The sequence below is a fragment of the Longimicrobium sp. genome (assembly GCA_036377595.1).
In the GTDB taxonomy this organism is placed as follows: domain Bacteria; phylum Gemmatimonadota; class Gemmatimonadetes; order Longimicrobiales; family Longimicrobiaceae; genus Longimicrobium.
This window is the reverse complement of sequence record DASUYB010000038.1, coordinates 1-24,579: the sequence shown is the minus strand read 5'-3', so window position 1 is coordinate 24,579 and position 24,579 is coordinate 1. Positions and strand designations below refer to the sequence as shown.

23 protein-coding genes are annotated in these 24,579 nt (G+C 70.7%); 17 read left to right on the top strand and 6 right to left on the bottom strand.

The annotated features are described in order from the left end of the window. The 6 genes from VF092_06385 to VF092_06360 form a co-directional block, all read left to right on the top strand. A partial coding sequence (locus VF092_06385; protein ID HEX6746908.1) for an enoyl-CoA hydratase-related protein occupies window positions 1–386 on the top strand: 386 nt, incomplete at its 5' end. A gap of 473 nt (window positions 387–859) precedes the next feature. Continuing rightward, window positions 860–2,332, top strand: a complete 1,473-nt coding sequence (locus tag VF092_06380; protein HEX6746907.1) for an aldehyde dehydrogenase family protein — start codon at window positions 860–862, stop codon at window positions 2,330–2,332. A gap of 250 nt (window positions 2,333–2,582) precedes the next feature. Continuing rightward, a complete protein-coding gene (locus tag VF092_06375) occupies window positions 2,583–3,785 on the top strand; it encodes an acetyl-CoA C-acyltransferase (GenBank protein HEX6746906.1) in 1,203 nt (400 codons plus the stop codon). Between the two features lie 223 nt (window positions 3,786–4,008). After that, a complete protein-coding gene (locus VF092_06370) occupies window positions 4,009–4,806 on the top strand; it encodes an enoyl-CoA hydratase-related protein (GenBank protein HEX6746905.1) in 798 nt (265 codons plus the stop codon). A 194-nt stretch (window positions 4,807–5,000) separates the two neighbouring features. Continuing rightward, the gene (locus VF092_06365; protein HEX6746904.1) at window positions 5,001–5,168 is read left to right on the top strand and encodes a hypothetical protein; all 168 of its coding nucleotides are present in this window, start codon (window positions 5,001–5,003) and stop codon (window positions 5,166–5,168) included. A gap of 102 nt (window positions 5,169–5,270) precedes the next feature. Continuing rightward, a complete protein-coding gene (locus VF092_06360) occupies window positions 5,271–5,459 on the top strand; it encodes a pinensin family lanthipeptide (protein ID HEX6746903.1) in 189 nt (62 codons plus the stop codon). A gap of 81 nt (window positions 5,460–5,540) precedes the next feature. Here VF092_06360 and VF092_06355 read toward each other — a convergent pair whose 3' ends face one another. Together VF092_06355 and VF092_06350 are read right to left on the bottom strand one after the other, a co-directional pair. Then, a complete protein-coding gene (locus VF092_06355; protein ID HEX6746902.1) occupies window positions 5,541–6,239 on the bottom strand; it encodes a hypothetical protein in 699 nt (232 codons plus the stop codon). A 251-nt stretch (window positions 6,240–6,490) separates the two neighbouring features. After that, entirely contained in the window at window positions 6,491–6,670 is a 180-nt protein-coding gene (locus VF092_06350; protein HEX6746901.1) for a hypothetical protein, read from the bottom strand. Window positions 6,671–6,975: 305 nt separating this feature from the next. Between VF092_06350 and VF092_06345 the strand changes: the two genes are divergently transcribed. The 7 genes from VF092_06345 to VF092_06315 all read left to right on the top strand — a co-directional run bounded on the left by VF092_06345 (window position 6,976) and on the right by VF092_06315 (window position 13,921). Next, complete coding sequence (locus VF092_06345; GenBank protein HEX6746900.1) at window positions 6,976–8,181, top strand: P1 family peptidase; 1,206 nt, start codon at window positions 6,976–6,978, stop codon at window positions 8,179–8,181. Between the two features lie 276 nt (window positions 8,182–8,457). Further along, window positions 8,458–9,021, top strand: a complete 564-nt coding sequence (locus VF092_06340) for a hypothetical protein (protein ID HEX6746899.1) — start codon at window positions 8,458–8,460, stop codon at window positions 9,019–9,021. A gap of 145 nt (window positions 9,022–9,166) precedes the next feature. Further along, on the top strand, window positions 9,167–9,802 hold the full coding sequence (locus tag VF092_06335; protein HEX6746898.1) for a DUF4337 domain-containing protein: 636 nt from the start codon (window positions 9,167–9,169) through the stop codon (window positions 9,800–9,802). Between the two features lie 318 nt (window positions 9,803–10,120). Beyond that, a complete protein-coding gene (locus VF092_06330; GenBank protein HEX6746897.1) occupies window positions 10,121–10,783 on the top strand; it encodes a hypothetical protein in 663 nt (220 codons plus the stop codon). Between the two features lie 87 nt (window positions 10,784–10,870). Next, window positions 10,871–11,605, top strand: coding sequence for an SGNH/GDSL hydrolase family protein (locus tag VF092_06325; GenBank protein HEX6746896.1), 735 nt, complete (start codon window positions 10,871–10,873; stop codon window positions 11,603–11,605). Between the two features lie 365 nt (window positions 11,606–11,970). Next, window positions 11,971–13,110, top strand: a complete 1,140-nt coding sequence (locus VF092_06320; GenBank protein HEX6746895.1) for a hypothetical protein — start codon at window positions 11,971–11,973, stop codon at window positions 13,108–13,110. Further along, window positions 13,103–13,921 (top strand): GSU2403 family nucleotidyltransferase fold protein, encoded by an 819-nt coding sequence (locus VF092_06315; protein ID HEX6746894.1) that lies wholly within the window; start codon window positions 13,103–13,105, stop codon window positions 13,919–13,921. Before VF092_06320 ends, VF092_06315 begins: the two co-directional genes overlap by 8 nt. Window positions 13,922–14,041: 120 nt before the next feature. Here VF092_06315 and ahcY read toward each other — a convergent pair whose 3' ends face one another. From ahcY to VF092_06300, 3 genes are all read right to left on the bottom strand, one after another. Then, on the bottom strand, window positions 14,042–15,532 hold the full coding sequence (gene ahcY / locus VF092_06310) for an adenosylhomocysteinase (protein ID HEX6746893.1): 1,491 nt from the start codon (window positions 15,530–15,532) through the stop codon (window positions 14,042–14,044). Between the two features lie 505 nt (window positions 15,533–16,037). Beyond that, a complete protein-coding gene (locus tag VF092_06305; GenBank protein HEX6746892.1) occupies window positions 16,038–16,400 on the bottom strand; it encodes a hypothetical protein in 363 nt (120 codons plus the stop codon). A gap of 345 nt (window positions 16,401–16,745) precedes the next feature. Further along, the gene (locus VF092_06300; GenBank protein HEX6746891.1) at window positions 16,746–17,681 is read right to left on the bottom strand and encodes a metalloregulator ArsR/SmtB family transcription factor; all 936 of its coding nucleotides are present in this window, start codon (window positions 17,679–17,681) and stop codon (window positions 16,746–16,748) included. Between the two features lie 195 nt (window positions 17,682–17,876). On the opposite strand from VF092_06300, the gene VF092_06295 reads away from it, so the two are divergent. Beyond that, window positions 17,877–19,136 carry a hypothetical protein gene (locus VF092_06295; protein HEX6746890.1) on the top strand — a complete coding sequence of 420 codons (1,260 nt, stop codon included), beginning with the start codon at window positions 17,877–17,879 and terminating at the stop codon, window positions 19,134–19,136. A gap of 264 nt (window positions 19,137–19,400) precedes the next feature. Continuing rightward, window positions 19,401–21,515, top strand: a complete 2,115-nt coding sequence (locus VF092_06290) for an acetate--CoA ligase family protein (GenBank protein HEX6746889.1) — start codon at window positions 19,401–19,403, stop codon at window positions 21,513–21,515. A 122-nt stretch (window positions 21,516–21,637) separates the two neighbouring features. Here the strand turns inward: VF092_06290 and VF092_06285 are convergent, their stop codons facing one another. Further along, entirely contained in the window at window positions 21,638–21,985 is a 348-nt protein-coding gene (locus VF092_06285) for a YciI family protein (protein HEX6746888.1), read from the bottom strand. Window positions 21,986–22,383: 398 nt separating this feature from the next. On the opposite strand from VF092_06285, the gene VF092_06280 reads away from it, so the two are divergent. Both VF092_06280 and VF092_06275 read left to right on the top strand, forming a co-directional pair. Beyond that, window positions 22,384–23,880 (top strand): AAA family ATPase, encoded by a 1,497-nt coding sequence (locus tag VF092_06280; protein HEX6746887.1) that lies wholly within the window; start codon window positions 22,384–22,386, stop codon window positions 23,878–23,880. A 166-nt stretch (window positions 23,881–24,046) separates the two neighbouring features. Next, window positions 24,047–24,172, top strand: coding sequence for a hypothetical protein (locus VF092_06275; protein ID HEX6746886.1), 126 nt, complete (start codon window positions 24,047–24,049; stop codon window positions 24,170–24,172). Window positions 24,173–24,579 lie beyond the last annotated feature (407 nt).

The window sequence follows — 24,579 nt, the reverse complement described above, 5'->3', positions numbered from 1 at the left end:
GCGTGCTCCCCGGCACCGGCGGCACCCAGCGCCTCACGCGGCTGGTGGGCGCCAGCAAGGCCATCCAGATCATGGCCGAGGGAAGCAACTTCGACTTCGAGGCCGCCGAGCAGCTGGGCATCGTCAACAAGATCGTCGACGCGGAGAGCCGCGACGCGTTCCTGGACCAGGTGCTCGAGTACGCGAAGAGCTTCACCCGCCCGGGCAAGGCCACCTTCGCGGTGGGCAACATCAAGCGCAGCTGCCAGACCGGCGGCGCGCTGCCGCTGGAGCAGGGCCTGGCCCTGGAGCGCGAGCTGCAGGCGCTGCTCTTCAACAGCAGCGACGCCAAGGAGGGACTGACGGCGTACGTCGAGAAGCGCGCGCCGCAGTTCACCGGCAAGTAGGCTGCGGTTCGGTTGATGCGGGGAGCCGGGCGGAGGCATGCGCCCGGTTCTCTGCGTTTGGGGCACTCCCCGACGCCCTTCCCGGCTCGCCCTCCCCGGCTCGCCTTGGGCTCGCCACCCCTCCCGTACCGGGAGGGGTAGGGGTGAGGAGATTCGCGCCGACGCCATGGGTCGGCGCGGCCGCGGGCGGCCCCCTCCCCCGGCCCCTCCCCCGCTGCGCAGGGGAGGGGAGAACTCAGCGCTGCGACCGGGGTGGCGTGGAGAGCGGGACGTGCCGCCACGATTGCGTCGCACGTGCGGCGAGGCGCGCGAAAAAGGCCGCGCCGCGCGATCGAAGTTACCCCTCCCGTTATCGGGAAGGGGTACGCGGCCCCAGCCGCGGGGGGAGGGTTCCCCGAGGCCGCGGGATGCACCGGTGCTCTGGCAGTGCTGTGGGCAATTGACCGACGACTTCTGACGATTCCGAGGGGACGATGGCTACGACGGAGACTGAGGCGGCGATCGCGCCCGGCAGGCTGTTCATCGGCGGCGAGTGGACCGACGCGGCGTCGGGGAAGACGTTCGACACCGTCAACCCGGCCACGGGCGAGGTCCTCACCCACGTGGCCGAGGGCGGCGCGGAAGACGTGGACCGCGCCGTCGGCGCCGCGCGCGCCGCGTTCGACGAGGGGAAGTGGAGCGGGATGGACGCCCGCAAGCGCGGCAAACTGCTCTACGCCATCGCCGACGCGCTGGAGGCGCGCGCCGACGAGCTGGCGCGGCTGGAGACGCTCGACAACGGCAAGCCCGTGCGCGAGGCGCGGATGTTCGACGTCGAGGGCTCCATCGAGTGCTTCCGCTACTACGCGGGGTGGGCCGACAAGATCGACGGCGACGTGATCCCCGTCCCCGGGCCGTTCCTCAACTACACGCGCCGCGAGCCCATCGGCGTGTGCGGGCAGATCATCCCCTGGAACTATCCGCTGCAGATGGCGGCGTGGAAGGTGGCCCCCGCGCTGGCGTGCGGGAACACCGTGGTGCTCAAGCCCGCCGAGCAGACGCCGCTGACCGCGCTGGAGCTGGCGCGCTGCTGCGCCGAGGCGGGGCTCCCCGCCGGCGTCCTCAACGTCGTCCCCGGCTTCGGCGAGACGGCGGGCGCGGCGCTGGTGGCGCATCCCGACGTGGACAAGATCGCCTTCACCGGCTCGACGGCGGTCGGCAAGATCATCCAGCGCGAGGCGGCGGGGACGCTCAAGCGCGTCTCGCTCGAGCTGGGCGGGAAGAGCCCCAACATCGTCCTCGCCGACGCGGACCTGGAGGCGGCGGTGCGCGGGGCCACCAGCGCCATCTTCTACAACACCGGCCAGGCCTGCACCGCGGGCTCGCGCCTCCTCGTCGAGGAGAGCGTGCGCGACGAGCTGGTGGAGAAGCTGGTGAAGCGCGCCGAGTCGATGCGGCCCGGGAATCCCCTCGACCCCAAGTGCCGGATGGGTCCGCTGGTCAGCCAAGAGCAGCTGGACCGGGTGATGGGATACATCGAGGCGGGGAAGTCGGAGGGTGCCGAGCTCGTCTTCGGCGGCGACCGGCCGGAGGTTGACGGGAAGAAGGGCTTCTTCCTGAACCCCACCATCTTCGACCGCGTGCAGCCGGAGATGACCATCGCGCGCGAGGAGATCTTCGGCCCCGTGCTGGCGGTGACGACGTTCAAGGACCTCGACGAGGCGATCGAGATCGGCAACCGCAGCGAGTACGGCCTGGCCGCGGCGGTGTGGACGAAGGACGTGCGAAAGGCGCACCGCGCGGCCGCCGCGCTCCGCGCGGGGACGGTGTGGATCAACATGTACCACACGCTCGACACCGGCAGCCCGTTCGGCGGCTACAAGCAGAGCGGCTACGGCCGCGAGCTGGGCAAGTACGCGCTCGACCTCTACACGCAGGTGAAGAGCGTGTGGGTGAACCTGGCCTGACGCGGGGACGCAGAGATCCGGACGGGCGCCTGAAGGCGCGGCTGGAACATTGGAAAGCCTCGCAAACTGCGCGAGGCTTCAACTGCTCGGTGGGCGAGCGGTGGCGCGAATGGCCGCCTCTCGCGCGGATGTCGGCCCCGCAGCCTGCGCAGCAGGCTTCCCAATGTTCCAGCCGCGGGTTTACCCGCCCGGGACCAACACCCGCCAGACAGAACGACGCTGGTTTCACACGATCGACTCTGGTTCTTACATGACCGACGCGCTGATCATCGATGCCGTGCGGACGCCGATCGGGCGGTACGCGGGCGCGCTGTCGTCCGTGCGCCCCGACGACCTGGCCGCCGCCGTGGTGAAGGCCGTCGTCGAGCGCACGGGCGTGGACCCGTCGCTGGTGGACGACGTGATCTTTGGCTGCGCCAACCAGGCCGGCGAGGACAACCGAAACGTCGGGCGCATGGCCGCGCTCCTGGCCGGCCTCCCCGTCACCGTTCCCGGGCAGACGGTGAACCGCCTGTGCGGCTCGGGGCTCGAAGCCGTCCGCAGCGCCGCGCACGCGATCAGGGCCGGCGAGGGCGAGATCTTCGTCGCCGGCGGCGTGGAGAGCATGTCGCGCGCGCCGTGGGTGATGCTGAAGCCCGGCGAGGGCTTCGCGCGCGGCGTGCCGGAGATGGCGGACTCGCTCCTGGGCTGGCGCTTCGTCAACCCGAAGATGCCGAAGGAGTGGACGGTCCCGCTCGGCGAGACGGCGGAGATCGTGGCGGAGGAGTACCACGTGACCCGCGAGGTCCAGGACGCGTTCGCATTCGCCAGCCAGCAGCGCTCCGCGCGGGCCATCGCCGAGGGCCACTTCCGCGGCGAGATCGCGCCCGTCGAGATCCCGCAGCGCAAGGGGCCGCCGAAGGTCGTCGACACCGACGAGCACCCGCGGCCGGACACCACGCTGGAGGCGCTGGCCGCGCTGAAGCCGAGCTTCCGGAAGGAGGGCGGCACCGTCACCGCCGGCAACTCGTCGGGACTGAACGACGGCGCGGCGGCGCTGCTCGTGGTCTCCTCCGCGGCGGCGGAGCGGCTGGGAAAGCGGCCGATGGCGCGCGTGGTGGCCAGTGCGGTGGCCGGCGTGGAGCCGCACAAGATGGGGATCGGCCCCGTGCCGGCCACGCGGCTGGCGCTCCAGCGCGCGGGGCTGTCGGTCGGTGACCTGGGGCTGGTGGAGCTGAACGAGGCGTTCGCCGCGCAGTCGGTGGCCTGCGTGCGCGAGCTGGGGATCGACCCGGAGATCGTGAACGTCTCCGGCGGCGCGGTGGCGGTGGGGCATCCGCTCGGCTCGTCCGGCGCGCGCATCCTCACCACCCTCGTGCACGAGATGCGGCGCCGCGAGGTACGCTACGGCCTGGCGTCGATGTGCATCGGCGTGGGCCAGGGCATCAGCATGATCGTGGAGCGCGTGGGGTGATGGTGATGCGCGCGACCAGCCCGGCGGGCGCCCGGCGAATGAATTCACGGCAACAAGGGCACCAAGTCCCTGCGGGACTGCGGGATTGGCTTCCTGCATTCCATCAGGCCACCTTCCCTCCGATTGGATCCAGCGGTCACGGCACGAGGTCAGTCCGGCAGTCGCGCAGCGACTTTGTGGTGTTGTTGCAGCGAATTCTTCATTCGCCCGCCGCGAGGCGCGGATGAGCGAATCCCCCGAGTTCATCCGCTACGCCGAGGAAGACGGCGTCGCCTGGATCACCCTCGACCGGCCGGACCGGCTGAACGCGTTCGCGGGGTCGATGCGCGACGATCTCCGCCTGCTGGTGGAGCGCGCGGCGGAGTCGGCGGACGTGCGCGTGGTGGTGATCACCGGCGCGGGCCGCGGCTTCTGCACCGGCGCGGACGTGGAGGTGATGAGCGACCTCGTCGCGCGCGGCGACGCGGCCACGTTCGAGGGCTACGTCGAGGCGGGGATGCGCACCGTGCGCGCGATCGCCGCGTGCCGCAAGCCGGTGGTCGCGGCGGTCAACGGCGTGGCGGCGGGCGCCGGTGCGTCGCTGGCCTGCGCGTGCGACGTGCGGCTGGCCAGCGAGAAGGCGTCCATCGGCTTCACCTTCAACCGCATCGGCGTGCACCCGGACTGGGGCGCCAGCTGGTTCCTCCCGCGCCTGGTCGGCGCCGGCGGCGCGGCGGAGCTGATCCTCTCCGCGCGGATGGTGGACGCAAACGAGGCACTGCGCATCGGCCTCTTCCAGCGCGTGTTCGCCGCCGACGCGTTCGAGGGCGAGGTGCGCGCGTTCGCGCTGGAGCTGGCCGCCAAGCCGCCGCTGGCGCTGGCGGCCGCCAAGCACTCGCTCTCCGTCTCTCCCGACCGCGACCTGGAGGCGATGCTGGAGACCGAGCGCGAGGCCCAGATGCGCCTCTTCCGCTCCGCCGACGTCCGCGAGGGCATCGCCGCGTTCAACGAGAAGCGCAAAGCCGTCTTCCGCGGCGAATAGCCGACGATCGGCAGCAGGACGACATCGCCCCACCACCGTCGCAGGTGGCGGGGCGATTCTGCGTCCGTCGCGATCGCTCCCGATCTCCCGGCCACGAGATTGGTGACTTGGGGGAGATCGAATACTATCCTTGGAGACCTGAAACACGCGTCATGGCGACGCATCCGCGCTCACCCGCATCGACGGAGGGACCCATGAACAGGCGCAAGCTGAACGTCGACGAGTTCGCCGTGGAGACGTTCGACGCGGGGCTCAACCCGGTCGTCGCCGCGCGCGGAATCGTGGGCCCCGCGTCGCCGACCGTGTGGACGACCTGCTCGCCGACGTGTGACACCACCGTCTTCACCACCGACACTCAGTAAGCATCCCGGTCAGCCGAACGGCCGTCCGCGATCCGGGCGGCACCTCCGCCGCTCGCCCCGGGCGGCGGCACCATCCCCACCCTGCAGCCTGGACGACATCCCGTGAAGAAACTGAAGCTGAACCTCGAAGACCTGGCCGTGAGCTCGTTCGAGACGCACACGTCCGCCGAGCTCCGCGGCACCATTCGCGCCGCCGAAGCGACGGATCTGTGCTCCGTGTCCTGTACCGATCCCTTCTCGACCCTCTACAAGGCTGCGTTGACGTTCAGCGCGCTCTGCAACATCAACTGACGTTGCGGTCGCTCTGAAAGCGAACGAGCCCGTCCGGATGGACGCGGATCCGGACGGGCTCGAAACGTTTTCCCGGCGCGGCTACGGCCGCACGCGCGAGGTATCGGCGCGGGCCGAGTCCGCGGCGGGGCGGTTGCCGCGCGGGCCGCGCATGGGGCCGCACCACGGCCATCCGCCAGAGCCGCCGCGCGCGCCGATGCTGTCGCCCGGCATCCCCGGCATCCCGCGGCCGCCGCCGTACATCCCGCCATCACGCCCGCCCCCGCCGCCGCGGCCGCCCATCCCGCCGCGGCGCCGCATCCCGCCAAAGCCGCGCTCCTCCTGCTGCAGGGTGCAGACGCCGGCGCGCTGCTCGGGGGTCAGCAGCGCCTGGATGGCGTCCAGACCGCGGCGGTTGTTCTCGCCGATGCGGCGGAGCACGGAGAGGAACGCCGCCCGCTCCTGCTCGTTGCGCGGCTGGTCGATGGGGCCGCCGTTGCGCGAGCGGGTGATGACGCGCAGCGAGTCGCCGAGCGGCTGGTTCCGCACGCGCACCGCGTCGTCGATGGAGTCGATGGCGGTGACCTGCGCGCTGGTGAGCTTCAGCCGCTCGCGCGCGCCGATCAGCGCGGCCACGGACGGCATCTGCGCGCCGCGATAGGCGGCGAACAGCTCGCGCTGCAGCGAGTCGCGGCCGGCGGCGCGGCCCGAGCCCGCCGGCTGCGGCCCGGTCTCCGGCTGCTGCGGGCCGCCGCACGCCGCGAGGAGGAGCACGGCGGCGAGGGTGATGGAGATCTTCATGGCTCGTCCCTGTCCGGAACTCTCGTCGTGTGGGATGGTCACCGGTGTTGACACCGGCTGGTGGCGGTCTGTTTCCAGACACGCTGCATCCCCCGTCACCCTACACGATCCCGCCGTCGCCTCCGTCTCCCATCCCCGTCTCCCCCGGGAGACGCGTCCGGGAACGGCGGTCGGCGTGCGCTGCGCAGATGCGAAGGCGGGCCCGGGAGTCCATGCTCCCGGGCCCGCCGCATCCCACCACTCGCCGTGCGTCAGTACTGGTTCGGGGCGACGGCGATGCACTCGGGGCCGCACGTCTTCTCCGAATTCAGGCAGGGCGAGGTCGACGCCCCGCAGGGCGCCTGCGAGTTCGCCGCCATCAGAAACGACGTATCCTCCTCCGGGAACACGGAAAAGCTTTCCACCTTGAGCTGAATGAGATCGAGCCGCATGCCTTCTCCCTGATGGGGTTTGCAGGACTGGGAAGCCAGAACATCGCATGCTACCGCTCGATTCGTCAAGGAGCAAATCCATCTGTTTTCTACCTGTGGATGATTGGCGGCGTTGGGCCTTCGACTGCGGCACGCAGAAAACCGGCTACTGCCCCGGCAGCCAAGCTGGACGGTTTGCACGCCTTACCGGACGCATTCCTCGTTCGCCGCCAGCGGTTCCGGCCGCAGCCGGTTGCGCGAGCCGCCGCGGCCCTCGATCTTGCGCCATCCATCCCACCTCATCCGATCCAGGACGGCGTAGACTGGTGAGATCCGCGCTCCCCCTGCTCGCCGCGCTGATGACCGCATCGCTCCTGACCGGGCCCACACCCGCGGACGCCCAGGCGCGGCCCCGCGCGCGCGAGGCGGGCGTGGTCGTGGGCATCCTGCCGCCGGGGCCGCTGAACGCCATCACCGACGTTGCCGGCGTGCGCGTGGGGCAGGTCACGCGGCACGAGGGCGATTCGGTCCACACCGGCGTCACCGCCGTCCTGGCGCACGAGGGCGACCCGTTCCGCGAGCGCGTGCCCGCCGCCATCCACGTGGGGAACGGCTTCGGCAAGCTCCTCGGCGTCACCCAGGTGCGCGAGCTGGGCGAGCTGGAGACGCCGGTGCTGCTGACCTGCACGCTCTGCGTCTGGAAGGCGGCGGACGCGATGGTCGGCTGGCTCCTCGCGCGGCCGGGGATGGGGGACGTTCGCTCCATCAATCCCGTGGTCGGCGAGACGAACGACGGCGGGCTGAACGACATCCGCGCGCGCCCCATCACGCAGGCGGACGTGGTGCGCGCGCTGGAGACGGCGTCGCCCGGGCCGGTGGAGGAGGGCTCCGTCGGCGCCGGCGCGGGCACGATCGCGTTCGGGTGGAAGGGCGGGATCGGCACCAGCTCGCGCCGCCTTCCCGCGAACCTGGGCGGGTGGACGGTAGGCGTGCTGGTGCAGAGCAACTTCGGCGGCGTGCTGGCGATCAACGGCGCGCCCGTGGGCCGCGAGCTGGGGCGGTTCATGCTCCAGCGCGAGCTCGCCGCGCCGCAGCAGGGGCCGGGCGACCGCGGCGACGGCAGCATCATGATCGTCGTCGCCACCGACGCGCCGCTGGACGCGCGCAACCTCGATCGCCTCGCCTCCCGCGCGCTCACCGGCCTGGCGCGCACGGGGTCGGGGATGACGAACGGCTCGGGCGACTACGTCATCGCCTTCTCCACCAACCCGCAGGTGCGCCGCCGCGCGGGGACGTCGCCCGCGACGATCCAGGATCTCCCCAACGACGCGATGTCACCGCTCTTCCAGGCCGTGGCGGAGGCGACGGAAGAGGCCATCTACAACTCGCTGTTCAAGGCGACGACGGTGCGCGGGCGGGGGATGACGGTGGATGCGCTCCCCATCGACCGCACGCTCGAGGTGCTGCGGCGCTACGGCGCGCTGAACCAGGACCGCACGCTGCCGCCGGGACGCACGCAGCCGCGGCCGTAGGCGCATTGCAGGTCATTGCAGATATCGTGGGGAGGATGCGACCGAAGTCGCGGCTACGACGACACGCAGTCCGCCTTCGCGGACTTCTACGGCGCGGACCGGATCGCGGCTCGGCGACCCGGTTTCGTGGGGGATCGAATTCCTTGCATCTGGACGGCGCTCCGGGGCACCTTGCCCGGAGCGCCTTCGCGTTGCGGCCCCGGCGGGAGCGTTCGACGTCCCAACGGCGCCGCATCTCCGCACCAGGGTCGAATCACCCATCATCGGAGGTACCCAATGGCCACCAGTGGACTCGGCCTGCTCTCCTGGGCCTGGGCCAATTCCGACCGTCTCATGAAGCTGCTGACCGGCCTGTTCGACGGCCTGCCGAAGATCGGCGCCACGATGGAGGAGGCCGGCGGCGCCATGCTCACCATCAGCGGCAAGCTGCAGGGGAAGGACGGCGACGCGGCCGCGCGCGGCGAGGTGGAGCGCGTCCGCGCGCTGCTCAAGCGGCAGAAGGAGGCTTACACCAACGCCGTCGCCGGCCTCGACGTGGGCGACGAGCTGCGGCAGATCCGCGTTCCGAGGATCCACCTGGGCGAGCAGTCGCTCGGGCTTCCCATCGGCAACGTGAAGATCCCCAAGGTCGACGTCACCGACGGGACGCCGCTGGAAGGGGTGGCGACGAAGATCAGCGGGCAGATCGTGCACTTCAAGGCGCTGGCCGACGCGCTCGACGAGGCCGACGAGGTGCTGGGCAAGATCGGCGACATCCTGCACGAGACCGCCGGCGTGCTCGACACCGTCGGCACCAGCCTGCAGAAGAGCGGCGGCGAGTTGAAGGCGCTCGCGGCGTAGGCCCCCTCCCCCGGCTCGCTGCGCTCGCCACCCCCTCCCCCAAAACCGACTGGGGGAGGGGGAACTGCTTGCGGATATCCGAAGAGAACCTGATCTTCCGCGCCGCCTCGATCCAATCCCCCTTCCCGACCCACCCGACCCGCCAATGGAAGCGACCGACGCAGCAGAACTGATCCAGGAGATCCAGGAGGAGCGCGCCGAGGAGAAGGCCGCCGAGCGGTTCCGCAACGCGGCGGCGCTGCTGATCGCCATCATGGCCATGCTGCTGGCCGTCGGCAGCCTGGGCGGCGGAAACGCCACCGACGACATGATCTACGGCAACATCAAGGCGAGCGACACCTGGGCGTTCTACCAGGCCAAGAACGTCCGCCAGACCGAGTACCGCCTGGCCGCCGACCGGCTGCAGCTGGAGCTGGCCGACCCCACGATCTCCGCCGAGGCGCGCCGCGCGGCCCAGGAGCAGCTGGCGAAGTACCGCGAGACGATCGCGCGCTACGACGACGAGCCGGATCCGGCCGCGCCGGCGGACTCGATGCGGGGCGAGGGGAAGAAGCAGCTGTCCGCGCAGGCGCGCAGCTACGAGCGCATCCGCGAGCAGGCGTCGGAGCGCGACAACAACTTCGACTACTCCGAGGTGTTCCTGCAGCTCGCGATCGTGCTCGGCTCCGTCGCCATCCTCGCCAGCTCGCGCGCGGTGCTGACGCTCTCCATCGTGCTCGGCACCATCGGCACGGTGCTGATGATCAACGGGTACGCGCTGCTGTTTCCGCTCCCGGTGTGATACTGGACAATGCGACTGAAGTCGCGGCTACAACAACACACAGTCCGCCTTCGCGGACTTCGCTTCGGCGCCGGATCTGCCCCGGTGCGAGATGCCGGACCGTGGCCGCGCAAATGTCTCGGCCGCGCACCGATGCCTCCCCGGCTATCTCTCCCAGTACGGGCCCGGGTACGGGAGAGGTGGCGAGCCCAGGCGAGCCGGAGAGGGCGAGCCGGAGAGGGCGCAATGCCGGGCGCCGCACTTCCGCATGACCGATGCGCCACCTACTTTCGTGCGCCTATCCACGCACGCCACCCTTCGCGCGAGGTTGAGTCACAGATGCGCAAGCTGATCCTGACCCTGGCCCTCGTCGCCGCGGCATCGCCGCTGGCGGCGCAGGGGCACCAGCACGATCCCGATCACCACGTGCAGGGCGGCGGCACCCTGCCCGCCGGCTGGCAGGCGCGCCTCGACCGCGCCGACGCCAACCTGGCCGACCTGCGCTTCATCCCCATGGGCACCGGCTTCCACGTGACCACCGGCCCGGCGGTGATCCTGTGGGACCCGCGGAACGCCGTCACCGGCGAGTTCAGCGCGCACGCCACCTTCGCGCAGGGGCGGGCGCCCACGCACCCCGAGGCGTACGGGCTGATCGTCGCCGGGAGCGACCTGGCGGGGAGCGCGCCGGACTACATGTACTTCCTGGTCCGCGGCGACGGGAAGTACATGGTGCGCCACCGCGCGCCCAACGGCGACCTGCACACCATCACCGACTGGACCGAGAACGCCGCCATCCACAAGCAGGACGCCGAGGGAAAGGCCACGAACGCGCTGACCGTCGAGGGCGGCCCGTGGGGCGTGCGCTACCTGATCAACGGCACGAAGGTGGCCGAGTGGCTCACGGCCAACGTGCCGTACCTCAAGACTGCCGGCCTGGTTGGGCTCCGCGTCAACCACAACCTGGACGTGCACGTCTCCGACTTCGCCGTCGACCGGCGCTGACTTTGGTCGCGATCGAATTTCGCCGCGGGGCGCCTCCGGATGCAGCGGAGGCGCCCCGCGGCGCTTCGCGAGGGATGATGGAGGACGATGGGTGAGATGAAGACGCGCGCGCTCGCCGCGGCCGCCTTCCCGCTCCTGCCGCTGCTGTTCGCGCAGGGGCGATGGGTGCGCCGCCGCACGCCGATCCTCCCCAGCGCCGCGGGCCCGGCGGAAGGCATCGTCGCGGGACAGGGCGAGCCGCTGCGGCTGCTGGTGCTCGGCGAGTCCACCGTCGCGGGGATCGGCGCGGCCACGCACGAGCGCGGGCTCACCGGCGCCATCGCCGCCGCTCTCGCGCGAGCGACGGGGCGGCCGGTGCGATGGCGCGCGGCAGGCCGCAGCGGCGCCAGCGCGCGCCAGGCGATGGCGCTCGCCGCCAACCTTCCCGACGAGCCGGCGGACGCGGTGGCGATCGCGCTGGGAGTGAACGACACGCTGTGCTTCCGCCGCCCGTCGCGCTGGGCGGCGGACGTCGCGCGGCTGGTCGCGGCGATCCGCGCGCGCGTCGGATCCGCTCCCGTCGTGCTCGGACCCGTGCCGCCGATGCACGAGTTCCCCGCCCTGCCGCAGCCGCTGCGCGCCGTCCTCGGCGCCCGCGCGCGGCTGCTGGACGACGCGCTCGCGCGGCTGGCTCCGCGCCTCCCCGCGACCGCGCACGTCCCCGCGTGGGTGGAGCCGGGGCGCCACCTGTTCTGCGACGACGGCTTCCACCCGTCCGAGGCCGGCTACGCGGCCATCGGCGCGCGGCTGGGGGCGGAGCTGGCGCGGCTCATCACCCGGTGATGCCGTTGTCTAAGTATTTGGGTTCCCAATAAATTACCTGATCCGTCCTCCTCAGGCCGCTTCTCCCCGCAACCGCCATCGAAGGCGCCGAGCACGCCATCACCGAAGCGAGGCGACGGCCGTCACCATGAACGACGTCCGCGCCACGCCCGCCCCGCCGCCCCGCGAGCTCTTCGAGACGCGCTGAGGCTTCGCCAATCGGAACGGACGACGCGGCACTTCCCACCGGGAGGCGCCCCGTCAGGAACGGGCCAGGCAGCCGTCGATGCAGACCAAATGCATTCCTCACTTCCTTAACACGGCCATGTTAATTAACTTGGCCATGTTATCCTGTCAGCAGGGTCGCTCATCTCAACTGCCAGCTCATGAAGGGTCCGTTCACCGACGCACGGAGTCGCGGCCAGGCCGCTGCGGACGTCGTCGCCGCACTGCTCGCGGACGCTGGATGGCAGGTAATCCGTGAACCCGCGAATCTCCGCGGAGGCGATATGCTGGTTCGCCGTGGCGGAACGGCGTACACGGTGGAGGTCAAATCCGCGCCGGAGGGGCGGAGCGACCGCCTGATCCCCTTGTGGTCGCAGGCCTGTATCCAGGCGGTCCACGCGGCCGGTGGTGGGGAGCCGCCACTGGCCGTGGTCGCCGCGCCGAGGGTTTCGTCGCGCGTTGCGGAGCAGGTGCTCGAATTCTCCGCCGAATACGCGCCGCACGTGGCGGCGGGCGTGGTGGACTTCTCGGGCTTTCGCAGATTCCGCGGGAAGCTGCTCGAAGAACTGAACTCCGCGGCGACGCAGCGGCCGGCCCTGGCGCGGCGTGCAGCCGGCGACCAGGTGAACATCTTCTCGGACCGGAACCAGTGGATGCTCAAGGTGCTCCTGGCGCCCGAGGTGCCGGAAGCGATGCTTGCGGCACCGCGAGCTCGCTACTCCAGCGCATCGCACCTGGCACGGGCCGCGAGCGTCTCGGTGATGAGCGCCTCTCGCCTGGTCCGGCAGTTGGAGCGCGAGGGACACCTGCACGAGGCCAGCCCGTACCTGCGCCTCGTCCGCCGCGAGGAGCTCTTCCGCCGCTGGCAGTCGGCGGCGGCTCGCCCCGTCAGCGAGGCGCCATTCCGGTTTCTCCTGCGGGGCGACTCCGAGGTGGAGTTGAAGCGCACCGTGCTGGACGAATCAGGGTGCCTGGCCCTGTTCGCCGCGGCGGATGCGCTGAACGTCGGGTTCGTGCGCGGAGTTCCGCCTCACGTTTACGTGCGGCGGCTGGACCCTGAAATCATCTCGCGCTGGAAGAACGTCGTTCCCGCCGAACGGAACGAAGCCGCGGACCTGATCATCCGCGAGGCCGCCGTTCCCGATTCGGTGTTCCGCGCAGCGGTCCGGGTCGACTCCATCCCGGTGTGCGACATCCTGCAGGTGTGGCTGGACGTATCGTCTCACCCCACTCGTGGGCAGGAGCAGGCGGACCTCATCCGGCGCAAGATCCTCGAGCCGATCATCAGCAACGATGAATGACCTGCCTGAATTCGCGCGGTTGATCGAAGCGCTTCGCCCTTGGCTGGGACAACTCGTGGTTGCCGGCGGATGGGCGCACCGGCTCCACCGGTTCTCATCCCTGACGGATCCCCCGCTCCACGAACCCGTGGTGACCCTCGACGCGGATCTCGTGTTCGCACTGAACGACGCGCCGCAAGGCAATATGGCGTCGGCCCTGAAGGCGGCGGGATTCCACAAGATGTTTTTTGGCGAGCACACGCCGCCCGTCAGCCGATACGCGCTGGGCCGGGAGAAGCATGGCTTCTACGCCGAGTTCCTGGCGCCGCTGGCGGGAAGTGGCTTCACGCGTACCGGCCGGCCGGACGCGACTGTAGCGAAAGCGGGGATCACCGCGCAGAAGCTGCGCTATGTGGACCTCCTGCTGGTTCATCCTTTGCGTGTGACGATCGGAAGCGAGGTCGGCTTTCCGCTGTCCGCGCCCGCGGAGGTGAGAGTGTCGAACCCGGTGAGCTTCATTGCGCAGAAGCTGCTGATCCACACGGAGCGCACGGCCGACAAGCGTGCACAGGACGTGGTGTACATCCACGACACCCTCGAGTTGTTCGCGCGCCATCTCGCCACGCTCGCGGAGGTCTGGAGAGAGCAGGTGCGGCCCTCCCTCCAACCGAGGACCGCCGCCACGGTCGAACGCTTGGCGAGGGAACGGTTCCGCGTTGTCGACGACGTGATCCGGAGAGCCGCGCGAATTCCTCCACGCCGCACTCTCGTGCCGGAGACGGTCCGCGCGGTGTGCGCGTACGGCCTGGAAACGATCTGGGGCGCCGCGTAGCACCCCGCCCACGGACGCGTTGAGGATGTGCGCCCAGCCAACAGCTAGGCGCCGGACGGATCTCTCCGCCCGGCGCCGTTTCAACGCACTTCCGCACTCACGCACTACCGCACTTCGGTCCTAGTACCGGTAGTGCTCCGGCTTGTACGGCCCCTCCGGCGACACGCCGATGTACGCCGCCTGGTCGGACGAGAGCTTCGTGAGCTTCACGCCGAGCTTGTCCAGGTGCAGCCGGGCCACCTTCTCGTCCAGGTGCTTGGGGAGCGTGTACACCTTGCGCTCGTAGCCGTCGGCGTTCTGGTGCAGCTCGATCTGCGCGATCACCTGGTTGCTGAAGCTGTTCGACATCACGAAGCTGGGGTGCCCGGTGGCGCAGCCCAGGTTCAGCAGCCGGCCCTCGGCCAGGATCATCACGCTGTGGCCGTCGGGGAAGCGCCACTCGTCGTACTGCGGCTTGATGTTGATCCGCTCGATCCCGCCGAACTTCTTCAGCCCGGCCATGTCGATCTCGTTGTCGAAGTGGCCGATGTTGCCCACGATGGCCTTGTCCTTCATCCGCGCCATGTGGTCCACGGTGATGATGTTCTTGTTCCCCGTGGCGGTGATGAACAGGTCGGCCGTCTCCACCACGTCCTCGAGCACCGTCACCTGGTAGCCTTCCATCGCGGCCTGCAGCGCGCAGATGGGATCGATCTCGGTGATGATCACGCGGGCGCCCTGGCCGCGCAGCGCCTGCGCGCACCCCTTGCCCACGTCGCCGTAGCCGCAGATCACGGCCACCTTGCCGGCCAGCATCACGTCGCTCGCGCGCAGGATGCCGTCGGTCAGCGAGTGGCGGCAGCCGTACAAGTTGTCGAACTTCGACTTGGTCACGCTGTCGTTGACGTTGATGGCCGGGAAGAGCAGCGTCCCCGCGTTCATCATCTCGTACAGCCGGTGCACGCCGGTGGTCGTCTCCTCGCTCACGCCGCGGATGTCGGCGGCCACCTTCGTCCACCGGCCGGGGTTGGCCACCAGCTCGCGCGAGAGGAGCTGCAGGATCACGCCCCACTCCTCGGGGTCGTTCTCGGGGTCGAACTCGGGGACGCGGCCGGCCTTCTCGAACTCCACGCCCTTGTGGATGAGCAGCGTGGCGTCGCCGCCGTCGTCGAGCAGGAGGTTGGGGCCGCTCCCGTCGGGCCACATCAGCGCCTGCTCGGTGCACCACCAGTACTCCTCCAGCGTCTCGCCCTTCCAGGCGAACACCGGTGTCCCCTGCGGATCGTCGACCGTCCCGTGCTTGCCGACGACGACCGCGGAGGCGGCGTGGTCCTGGGTGCTGAAGATGTTGCAGCTCACCCAGCGCACGTCGGCGCCGAGCTCGACGAGCGTCTCGATCAGCACGGCGGTCTGCACGGTCATGTGCAGGCTCCCCATGATCCTGGCGCCGGCGAGAGGCTTCTGCGCGCCGTACTCCTCGCGCAGGGCCATCAGGCCGGGCATCTCCTGCTCGGCCAGGCGGATCTCCTTGCGGCCGAAGTCGGCCAGCGACAGGTCGCGCACCTTGAAGGGCTCGCGGCCGGCCTCGGCGGCGGCGGCGAAGGGGCTGGTCAGCTCGGCAACTGCGCTCACGGCAATCTCCTGGTCATCGGGTTACGGTACGGAAACATCATGCAGGGCCGTCGTCGGGCCTCCGCGGTTACTCTCGCACTCTCGCACTCTCGCACTTCCGCACTGCAGGTTCGGGCATGCCCCTCCGCTGCGCTCCGGGTCGGGCTGCGCGCGCCGTAGGCCACGATACGACCGTGGCCAACGGCGCCGGGCCCCCGCCGCGCCCGGCATCCGCGCGACTCCCAACATCGGTCACGCGCGCCGGGTTCCCGGCCCTCCGGGCGCGCATCCCTCATGCAACAGCGGACAGCGAGCTCTGGCGCGGCCGCCTCCCCCCGACCCCCTCCCCCGCTTCGCAGGGGCGGGGGAGCACTCAGCGCCGAAGCCAGCCATCACGCTGAGGTCTCCCCTCCCCATCCCTCCCCCCCTCGTGGGGGAGGGGCCGGGGGTGGGGGGGACCTCGCCGCGCCGGCGCCCGCAAAGGGGCATCGCACCGACGCGGCGGAGCCCCCCCCGCGCGGCGCCCTCACTCGTCCCGGTGCACCGTGTCGGGCGAGAAGGCGGGGAGGCAGACGGCCACGTACTCGGCGCCGCCGGCCTCGGGGGTGCTGTAGCGCACCCACTCGCCGGGGGCGGTGACCACGGCCTGGCCCGCGCGGACGTCCATCGATCCGCCCTCGTGCTCCACCCGCAGCATCCCGGCGAGGACGACGGTGATCTCCTCGAACCCGGGGCGCTGTCCCGGCTCCACCCATCCCTCGGGCGAGCGCATCCGGGCTACGCTCACGGACGAGTGGCCGGAGTTCACGCGGCCGGCGTACTCCTCGATCCGCTTCGGCTTGTTCCCCGCCGCCTGGATCACCGACGGCGCCTCGATCAGCCTGGGCATCTCCCCCTCCCCCGATCCTCCGCCCCGCCGATGAGGGGCGAATGAATTCGCTGCAACAACCACACGAAGTCCGCCTTCGCGACACCGGGTCCAGTGGATCGGTGGCGGCAAAGATCTGCGCGGCCGCCGGCTGGCCCCCTCCCCCGGCCCCTCCCCCGCTCCGCAGGGGAGGGGAGAACTCAGTGTGCACAGCAGGTTGGCGCCGGCGATACCACCCTCTCCCGTTATCGGGAGAGGGCGAGCGCTCTAAGGCGCGGGGTGAGGGCTGCCCGCGCGGCGCCGATGGTCGCTGTCCGGACCAGATCCGCTCGCCGCGCCGACCCTGCTGTCCCCTGTCCCTGTCCCCTACTCCGCAGTCGCCCGCGCGGCGAACAGCGTCGGACCCTTTGAGGCGGGGTCGGCGGGGAGCGCGACGTGGCGGAAGGCGCCGAACCCCGCCTCCATCATCCACCCCTCCAGCTCGTCGGGCGCGAAGCCGAGCCACACGTGGCCCATCGCCTGGCGATATTCCTCGCGGTCGTGCGGCGCCATGTCCACCACCAGCAGCACGCCGCCGGGGCGCAGCACGCGCCGCGCCTCGGCCAGCGCGGCGGCGGGCTCGGCGACGTAGTGGAGCACGAGGAACAGGAGCGCCGCGTCCAGCTCGCCGTCGCCCACGGGAAGCGCCTCGAGCTCGCCGGCGCGCACCTCCACGTTCTCCACGCCGCCCAGCCGCGCACGCGCCGCCTCCAGCATCTGCGCCGAGCTGTCGACGGAGACCACGCGGCGGACGAAGGGCGCCAGCGACTCGCTTACCTGCCCCGTGCCGCAGCCGAGATCCCCCACGGTCCACGACGGATCGAGCAGGCCGAGCAGCGCGAGGAGATCGGCGCGGCGGCCGAACAGCTCCTCGCGCAGGCGGTCCCACTGGCCGACGGCGGTGCGAAAGAACTCCTGCGAGCGCGTGCTGCGCTGCGCCAGCACGCTCTGCAGCCGCTGCGCGTCCTGCCCGGCCGCGGGAAGCGCCGCCACCTGCTCGCGCACCAGCGTCCACAGCCGGCGCGCGCTCGGCTCCAGCCGGTCGGCGCTCATCCGGTAGCGCCGGCTCGTCCCCTCCGCGCGCCCGGCGATCCACTCCTCGTCGGCCAGCGTCTTCAGGTGCCGGCTGACGGTGGACTGCGGGAGCTGCACGATGGCGCACAGCTCGCCCACCGTCAGCTCGTGGCGTTCCAGCACCAGGAGCAGCCGGCTGCGCGTGCTGTCGGCCAGCGCCGACATGCGCTCGAAGATCGGGGGAGGCACGAGAGTATTCATCCGTTCAACCGGATAGAAGGATACAAGTCCCGCTCCGGGTGCGCAAGAGCGAGGGGAGACGAGGACGAGCCGCCGCACCCGATCGCGGCGCGAAGGGAGGGAATTCACCCCGGTGCGCGATTTTCGCGTCCCCCCCGCGCGGGCAATGCTGCAAGTGGGATCGACACCGGAGGATATGGACGGATGAAGCGGATCTTCGGGTTCCTGGCGCTTTCGCTGCTCGCCTGCCAGCCGGCGCGGCCGCAGGGGGTGGCCGTGGTCGACGCGCCGTCGTCGCCGTCGGCGGACGTGTGCGCGTCGATCAACCGCGCGCTGCAGGGGCTGCGGTACGGCGGCACCGTGGACGCCCGCAACCTGGTGGGAACGGTGACGTGCGCCAGCGACATGTTCGCCGGCGTCACGCCGGACGCGACCACGGCCAACGAGCGCGCGTTCACGGTGCTGCTGGGGCCGGCGACGTTCCTGACGCGCGTGCCGCAGTCGCAGCCGCGCAACGTGGCCGTCCGCGGCGTGTGGGGCGGCGGGACGGGGAGTAGCGCGGACCCGCAGTGGGCCGGCACCAAGTTCAAGCTCGACGATCCCAACCGCGCCGGGATGACGCTCTGGCAGCTGCGCAACGCGCACAACGCCATCCTCGACGGCGTGAGCTTCGACTGCGTGCTGGCGCCGGGGTGCGTGGGGATCCGGATCTTCTCCACCGGCACCTACGGGGCGTGGCGCAACCGCATCGAGAACATCACCATCGCCCACGCGGCGGAGGGGATCCGCATCGGCACGGGCGACGCGGGGTGCGGATCGAACGGCACCGCCAGCTGCGACGCGTCGGGGCTCATCATCCGCAACGGCACCATCCGCGAGGGGCGCGACCAGTTCGACGCGCGCGGGAGGCAGACCGAGGCCAGCACGGGGATCTGGATCGAGGGCGCCAACGCGGCGCAGGGCTCCATCATCGAGAGCATCCTCTTCCAGAATCTGCACACGGGAATCATGGTGCGCAGGATGGAGCAGGGGCTGCGCATCTCCTCCATCGACTGCGGAAACGGGCGGGGCGCCAACTCCACCTGCATCTACGTGGGCGACGTGCAGAACCTGGTGGTGACGGGGTCGCGCAACGAGCTCGACGAGCAGAACAACGATCCCACCTACCGTTTCATGCGGGTGAACTCGCCGTCGAAGATCTTCTCGCTGGTGCTGGAGGCGAACCTGTTCAACGGCAGCCGCCAGCCCGACGGCAGCTACCTGGCGGTGGACATCAACACGCCCGCGTCGATCGTCAGCATCGGCAACGGCGGCGCGGGGCTGGCGCGGACGCTCGGCAGCAACGTCGAGGTCACCAGCGTGGGCGACCGGTTCCCGTACGTCGGCAACCGCGCCACCAACTTCTCCGGCTGGGTCGACGCCGCGGGCACGAACCGCATCCGCCGCCTCGAGGCCCTCCCCTGACTGAGTCAAAAGATTTGGCTCACGCAGAGTCAGCAGAGTTAGCAGTTTGACTGCAGTTTGACTGCTGACTCTGCTAACTCTGCGTGAGCCATTCAGTTCTGAGAATTCATCGACGAGCCAAGGCGGCGGGCGCGTACGGGATTTCCCCGCCGCGGGTGCGGAGTCCGCCCGTTGGTGCGATCGCCCGCGCCGCCGTAGCTTCCGCCGTCACGACCAGAGACCTAGCGCACTCTCGCACTTTCGCACTCTCGCACTGGCGGCTAGATGCTCGACCCGCTCCTTCGCCCGAAATCCATCGCCGTCGTCGGCGCGTCGCGGACGCCGAACACCATCGGCTGGCAGATCCTCGACAACCTCCTGCGCCACGGCTACACGGGCGCCGTCTACCCGGTCAATCCGACCGCCGAGTCGGTGCACTCGATCCGCGCCTACCCCTCCGTCGAAGCCATCCCCCACGAGGTGGAGATGGCGGTGGTCGTCGTCCCCAAGCAGCACGTGTGCGCGGTGGCCGAGGCGTGCGGGCGCAAGGGGGTGAAGGCGCTGGTCGTCATCTCCGCCGGCTTCAAGGAGATCGGCGGCGCGGGGCGCGAGCGCGAGGCGGCGCTGGTCGAGATCGTCCGCCGCCACGGGATGCGGCTGGTGGGCCCCAACTGCATGGGCGTGCTGAACACCGCGCCCGATGTCGCCATGAACGCGACGTTCGCGCCCAACATGCCACCCGCGGGCCCGGTCGCCTTCCTCAGCCAGTCGGGCGCGATGGGCGTCACCATCCTCGACTACGCGGCCGAATACGGGATCGGCATCTCGCAGTTCGTCTCCGTGGGCAACAAGGCCGACGTCTCCGGCAACGACCTGATCCAGTACTGGCACGCCGACGAGCGCACGCGCGTGATCCTCATGTACCTGGAGAACTTCGGCAACCCGCGGAAGTTCACCCGGCTGGCGCGCGAGATCACGAAGACCACGCCCATCATCGTGGTGAAGAGCGGGCGATCGACCGCCGGCGCGCGCGCGGCGTCGTCGCACACCGGCGCGCTGGCGGGCGCGGACAGCGCCATCGACGCGCTGCTGCGCCAGTGCGGCGTGCTGCGCGCCGAGACGGTGGAGGAGATGTTCGACCTGGCGATGGCGTTCTCGCACCAGCCCATGCCGCGCGGCAACCGCGTCGCCATCGTCACCAACGCGGGCGGGCCGGGGATCATCATCGCCGACGCGTGCGAGGCGCACGGGCTGGCGGTGACGGAGCTGACGGAGGCGACCCGCGCCCGTCTCGCCACGCAGCTTCCCGAGGAGGCGTCGGTCAACAACCCGGTGGACATGATCGCCTCCGCCACCGCGCAGTCGTATCGCCTCGCCGTCGAGGCCGTGCTCGAAGATCCCAACGTCGACGCGGTGATCGCCACCTTCGTCCCTCCGCTGGGCGTGCGGCAGGAAGACGTCGCGGAAGCGATCGTCGACGTCGCCCGGGGGAGCGGCAAGCCCGTGCTGGCCGTGCTGATGGGGCGCGACGGGCTGCCGCAGGGCCTCGCCGAGCTGAACGCGGCGGGGATCCCCGGCTACCGCTTCCCCGAGTCGGCCGTGCGCGCGCTGGCCGCAATGCACCGCCAGGCCGTCTGGCAGCAGCGCCCCGCGGGCGAGGTGCGCCGCTTCGACGTGAACCGCGCCTGCGTGGAGCGCATCGTGGCCCGCGCGCGCGACGAGGGGCGGCAGAAGCTGTCGGAGACGGAGGTGATGACGGTGCTGGAGGCGTACGGCATCCCCGCCGCCCCGTACCGCGTCGCCCGGACGGTGGACGACGCGCTCGCCGCTGCGGGAGACATCGGCTTCCCCGTGGTGCTGAAGGTCCTGTCGCCGCGCATCATCCACAAATCCGACGTGGGCGGCGTGTTCGTTGGCGTGGAGGACGAGCACGAGCTCCGGCTGGCATGGACGCGCGTGGCCGAGGAGGCGCCGCGCCGCGCGGAGATCGGGCCGGAGGAGGTCGACGGCGTGCTGGTGCAGAAGATGGTGGGCGGGGGAAAGGAGACCATCATCGGGATGACCAGCGACCCGCAGTTCGGCCCGGTGCTGATGTTCGGTCTCGGGGGGATCTACGTGGAAGCGCTGGGCGACGTCGTCTTCCGCGTGCAGCCGGTGGCCGACGTGGACGCGCGCGACATGGTGCGCGCCATCCGCGGCATCAAGCTGCTGCAGGGCGTGCGCGGCGAGCCCGCGAGCGACCTGGCCGCCGTGGAGGAGGCCATCGCGCGCGTCAGCCAGCTCGTCGGCGACCACCCGGAGATCAGGGAGATGGACGTGAACCCGTGGCTCGCCTTCCCCGAGGGCGGCGTCGCGGTGGACGGGCGGATCTCCATCCGGCTGGACCCGCCGGTGCGGTGAATCTCCCGTCGCGCCGACACCGGTCTGCTGCGGCCGCGGTTGGGGCCCTCACCCGAAAAAGAGCGACGAAAACTGCCTCGTCGCTCTTTTCGACCTCTCCTAAAACCGACTCGGAGAGGTGACTACGACGAATCTCCCGGCTCGTTCATCACCAGGATGGGGCGGATCTCGACGGCGCCTTTCGCGCGGGCGCAGGGGGTGTCCTTCACCAGCGCGATGGCCTCGTCGAGGTCGGCGGCCTCGATGACGCCGAAGCCGGCGAGCGGCACCTTGGGGTTGCCGAAGGTGCCGTGGGTGACCTCGGGCGTGCCGTCCCACGCGCGGACGGTGGTGACGTCCGTCGTCACCGCCGCGACGAGGGCGCCGCGCCGGCGCAGCACCTCGTCCTGCGCGAGCAGCGCGTCCTGCTCCTCCTTGCTCAGCGCCCTCCAGTCCTCCTCCGCCCCGTACGCCAGCACCAGGTATTTCATCACCCGTCCGCCCGGTTGAGGTGATCGCCCGACCGGCCGGACACGCACGCAATCCCCGCTCCCGCGCCTCGGCGGTGAAGTGATCCGGAGACGGAGATTCGACGCGTAACACGGCCTGTCCGCGGCCGCCGGCTGGCCCCCTCCCCCCGGCCCCCTCCCCCGCTGCGCGGGAGCGGAGGGAGAACTTAGCGCGGTGAATGGATCCTGGTTGCGCGCTGAGGTCTCCCCTCCCCATCCCTCCCCCTCGTGGGGGGGGCCGGGGGTGGGGGGGAGCCTGCCGCCGCGCCGGGCTCTCTCTCCCGATCCGAATCGCATCGCCGATCATTGCGCCGCTCCCGCGCGTCGCGCACCTTCCCCGCTCCACCGGTCGCCCCGCAACCGCCATCGCCATCTCCCGCATGATCGACCGCACGCCCGCCAAGCTCGCCGAGCGCATCTTCGACGCGGTGGACGCCGCCGCCGACCGCGGCTTCTGGCCCGCGCGCGACGACCGCTACCAGGACCTGACGCAGCACATCCTGGGGTTGATGGGCGTGCTGATCGGCGCCGACGGCAGCGCCACCGACGACGAGATCGCCTTCGTGATGGAGATGGCGCGCCCGTTCCAGCCGCAGGAGCCCACGAAAGCCGAGACGGCGCAGGTGGTGCGCCGGGCCGCGCGCGACACCAACCTCTCCCTCGTCCCCGACTACTTCCGCGCCATCGTACGGATGGACCAGGCCACCAACACGCGCGCCAGCAGCGACGTGCTCTGGTGCCTGCGCGAGCTGGGGCTGGGCGTGATCGCGGCGGACAGGTCGAGCGACCCGCGCGAGGTGGAGATGCTGACCAGGCACCTCGACGCACTGCGCGCCTTCGCCGAGCAGCAGCAGGTGCGCGTGCAGTGGGCCGAGCCCGCCGGCGGCATCGCGGGCGACGCGGCGCGCGAGGCGGCCGGCCAGCGCGGCCAGGCGGCGCCGCCCGACGCGGCCACGCTCGACCAGCTGCTGAACCGGCTGCGCGCGCTCGTCGGCCTGGCCCGGGTGAAGCAGGAGGTGGAGACGCTCACCAACATCATCCGCGTGCGGGCGATGCGGCGCGAGCACAGGCTGCCGCTGCCGCCACTCTCGCTGCACATGGTGTTCGCCGGCAACCCGGGAACGGGGAAGACGACGGTCGCGCGCATCCTGGCGGAGATCTTCCACGCGCTGAGCGTCCTCGCGCGCGGGCACCTGGTGGAGGTCGACCGCGCGGCGCTGGTCGCGGGCTACGTGGGGCAGACGGCCACGAAAGTGACGGAGGTGGTGGAGCGCTCGCTGGGGGGCGTGCTGTTCATCGACGAGGCGTACGCGCTCACCACGGGTCGCGGGCAGACCGATTTCGGCTACGAGGCGGTGGACACGCTGGTGAAGCTGATGGAGGACCACCGCGAGGAGCTGGTGGTGATCGTGGCCGGCTATCCCTCCCCGATGCGGAAGTTCGTCGCCTCGAACCCGGGGCTGGAGTCGCGCTTCAACCGCTACATCGACTTCCCCGACTACACCGCCGAGGAGCTGCGCCAGATCTTCGACAAGCTCTGCCGCGAGGGCGAGTACACGCTCAGCGAGCCCGCGTCGAAGCTCGCCGACCGGCTGTTCAAGCAGATGCACGACGCGCGCGACAGCAACTTCGCCAACGGGCGCGCGGTGCGGAACCTGTTCGAGCGCACGCTGGCGCAGCAGGCCAACCGCATCGCCAAGGTGGAGAACCCGTCGCGCGAGGCGCTGTGCACGCTGGAGGAGGAGGACCTGAAGCTCGCGCACGAGCAGATGGAGCAGGAAGAAGCCGACCGCGGCGCCGCGGAAGATTCGGACCTCGGCGGCGATGTTTCTGGCGACGACTCCGGCGCGGGGATGAATCCCGTCGCGTTCGCCTGAGGTCCTGAAGGTCTCTCACGGAGGACACAGAGGCCACGGAGAACGGAATCTGGTTCTCCGTGGCCTCTGTGCCCTCCGTGAGAGCCATCCGCAGTTTCGCGAGCGGCGGACACGCTGTATCTTCCCCGCCCACGAGAGTGGATCAACCCGAACTGGACCGACCTCGATGTTCAAGCTCTTCTGGCACGCCGGCGTCTTCCTCTTCGTCACCTTCCTGGTGTACCTCGCCTGCCTGGCGTTCGTGCGGGTCGAGAACCGGCGCGAGGCGGCGCGGCGGCAGCGCGGCTCCTGAGCCGCCGGAAGGCACGGCCATAATCGCCCAACCGGCGCCCGCGACGATTGCGGGCGCCGGTTCGGTTTTCATACCGGGGATTTCGCTCCGCCCCCTCCCCTCGACGTCATCCTGAGGCCGACCACGCGGAACCCGCGACTGCACCAGAGCCTGCAGGCCGAAGGATCTATCGCCGCGGCCGCACGACCGCTTGGGTTCGCGTGCCGAGATTCTCCCGGCGCTTCGACCGCAACGTCGGCGCGTTTGCCAGACGTGCGTGTGGCGTCGGTTATAGATCGGTAGTGACTCCCTTTGACATGGACGAATCGAACAGATAGCTTCTCGCGCCTGGGTTTCGCTGGCTTCCCCAAGCCTGGAGAGGGAGATGGCGCGCCAACGCACGAAGCAGAGTGAGCCGTGCCCGCACT